This window comes from uncultured Fibrobacter sp. (assembly GCF_937877005.1).
Classification (GTDB): domain Bacteria; phylum Fibrobacterota; class Fibrobacteria; order Fibrobacterales; family Fibrobacteraceae; genus Fibrobacter.
In genome coordinates this window covers 1-1,935 of the sequence record NZ_CALEFV010000245.1, presented here as the reverse complement: position 1 = coordinate 1,935, position 1,935 = coordinate 1, and the positions used below count along the sequence as shown (strand labels likewise).

Genomic DNA, 1,935 nt, shown 5'->3' with positions numbered 1-1,935 from the left:
GCCTTGCGGGGCTTGCAGGCGAAGGTGCCGAAGCCGCGGATCTCAATCGTGTTGCCTTCGATCAGCTTTTCACCCAGAAGGTCGAGGAACTGCTCGATGACGGTCTTGATGTCGTTGCGCACAAATCCGGTGGACTTGGCGATTTCTTGAATCAGTGCTTGTTTAGTTATATTTGCCACGCCCTAAATATAGGTTTATCAAAGAGTTAGAGTACCGGTCAAGATGAAATTAAATATTTTTTTGGGGCTCTTGTTGCGGAATCTTTGTGGATAAATGTTGTTAATATGTTGAAAAGTTTCAAGCTCAGGAATTTGGAGATTTTTCCGAACACGATACTGAGTCCCATGGATGGGGTGACAGACGCTCCGTTCCGGAGACTTTGCCGTTTTTTGTCGAAAAATCGCATGGGACTTCTGGTGTCGGAGTTCGTTCCGACGGACGGCGATGCCGTTTTTTGCCTGGATGGCCACAAGCAACTGAAGTTCTTTCCTGAAGAACGCCCCTTTGGTGTCCAAATTTTTGGGCGGTTCCCAGACAAGATGGCCGCTGCCGCTAAAAAGATAGCCGAAAACCTTCATCCGGAGTTTATCGAGGTGAATGCGGGCTGCCCGGCACCGAAGGTGGCGGGGAAGGGAAGCGGTTCAGGCCTTTTGCGCGACCTGCCCCGCCTGCAGGAGATTTTGCATGACGTTCGTGCTGCACTGGATTCTTCGAGTGTTGATATTCCGCTGACGCTCAAGTGCCGAATCGGCTGGGATGACCAGAGCATTAACGTGATGGAAACGCTTAAAATCGCTGAGGGCGAAGGCGTCGAAATGCTCACGGTGCATGGCCGTACCCGCTTGCAGGGGTACAACGGCCTTGCCAACTGGGAATGGATTGGCAAGGTCGCGGCCGCGGCCAAAATTCCCGTGATTGGCAACGGCGACGTGAACAGTGTGGCAGTAGCCCGCGAGCGCATTGAAACCTATGGTGTGTCGGGCGTGTCCATTGGCCGCGGCGCCATGCACAACCCGTGGATTTTCGGACAGATTGCCGATGCCTGGGAAGGTAAGCCCGCACATGAAATTACTGCGATGGAAGCACTCGACGTGTTCCCGCTTTACTACAAGTTCAAACTTGAAGACGGCTCTACTGAAATGGGGGCGCTAGGCCGCCTGAAACAGTTGGGCGCAAGACTCTGCAAGGGCTTTTGCCAAGAAGGATGTGGTGACGAAGTCGGTATGCATGTGCGACAGACGTTGCTTACTGCGCAGACTCCGCAAGAATTTTTTGAGCGCCTTGAGGTGTTGAGAAATGGTGTTGTGAAATCAATGTGCTTTGATCCGAATCGCTTGATAAATCTGAATGGAGCCAAAGAAACCGAATTGAAGTTTGGCGACCAGTTTGCCGGAAGGTAAATAATTTTTATATGAAATTTTTTAGATAAACTGCTTTTGTTAAAAAAGCAGTTTTTTTGTGAAAAAGAAAGATGTGGAAAATAATCTGTATTAACAATGTATGACAATTGGGCGTGCATGCAAAATTTATTGCGAAACGAATGTTATTTTGTATGAAAAAAATAATCGTTGCGAATTTGACAACGTGAAAAAAATAAACTATTGTTAAAAAAGCTTTTTGAAGGGAAAGAACTATGGCAATAGTAAGCGTAAGAATGGAAGACGAAACAAAGAAAAAGTTTGAAACTTTCTGTGATTCCGTTGGAATTACTGTTTCGGCTGCGGTAAACATGTTCGTGAAAATGACGATTCGCGAAGATCGCCTGCCCTTTGATGTCAAGGGTCATTCGTTTGAACCGCTGGGAAAGGTGGTTCAGGCGAAGGGTGTAGACTAAAAAATTTCTTGCTTAATTCGTTGTGGAAAACCGTCCTCGATGGGGACGGTTTTTTTATGTAAACATTGCAATGTTTTGAGTAGTGTAAACAGCTTTGGCCA

General features: G+C 47.2%; 3 protein-coding genes. 2 read left to right on the top strand and 1 reads right to left on the bottom strand.

Annotated elements, in window-relative coordinates; translation table 11 throughout:
• Nucleotides 1-179 (bottom strand): HU family DNA-binding protein (locus Q0628_RS10620; protein ID WP_298770865.1); only part of this gene is annotated, 179 nt, incomplete at its 3' end.
• A gap of 105 nt (nt 180-284) precedes the next feature.
• Between Q0628_RS10620 and Q0628_RS10615 the strand changes: the two genes are divergently transcribed.
• Both Q0628_RS10615 and Q0628_RS10610 read left to right on the top strand, forming a co-directional pair.
• Nucleotides 285-1,400: a tRNA-dihydrouridine synthase gene (locus Q0628_RS10615; protein ID WP_298770863.1), complete on the top strand. Its 1,116-nt coding sequence runs from the start codon at nt 285-287 to the stop codon at nt 1,398-1,400.
• Between the two features lie 233 nt (nt 1,401-1,633).
• The gene (locus Q0628_RS10610) at nt 1,634-1,834 is read left to right on the top strand and encodes a type II toxin-antitoxin system RelB/DinJ family antitoxin (RefSeq protein ID WP_073323312.1); all 201 of its coding nucleotides are present in this window, start codon (nt 1,634-1,636) and stop codon (nt 1,832-1,834) included.
• Nucleotides 1,835-1,935: the final 101 nt, after the last annotated feature.

Coding starts and splice junctions, on each gene's coding strand:
- Q0628_RS10615 (WP_298770863.1), top strand. CDS start 285: ATGTTGAAAAGTTTCAAGCTCAGGAATTTGGAGATTTTTCCGAACACG.
- Q0628_RS10610 (WP_073323312.1), top strand. CDS start 1,634: ATGGCAATAGTAAGCGTAAGAATGGAAGACGAAACAAAGAAAAAGTTT.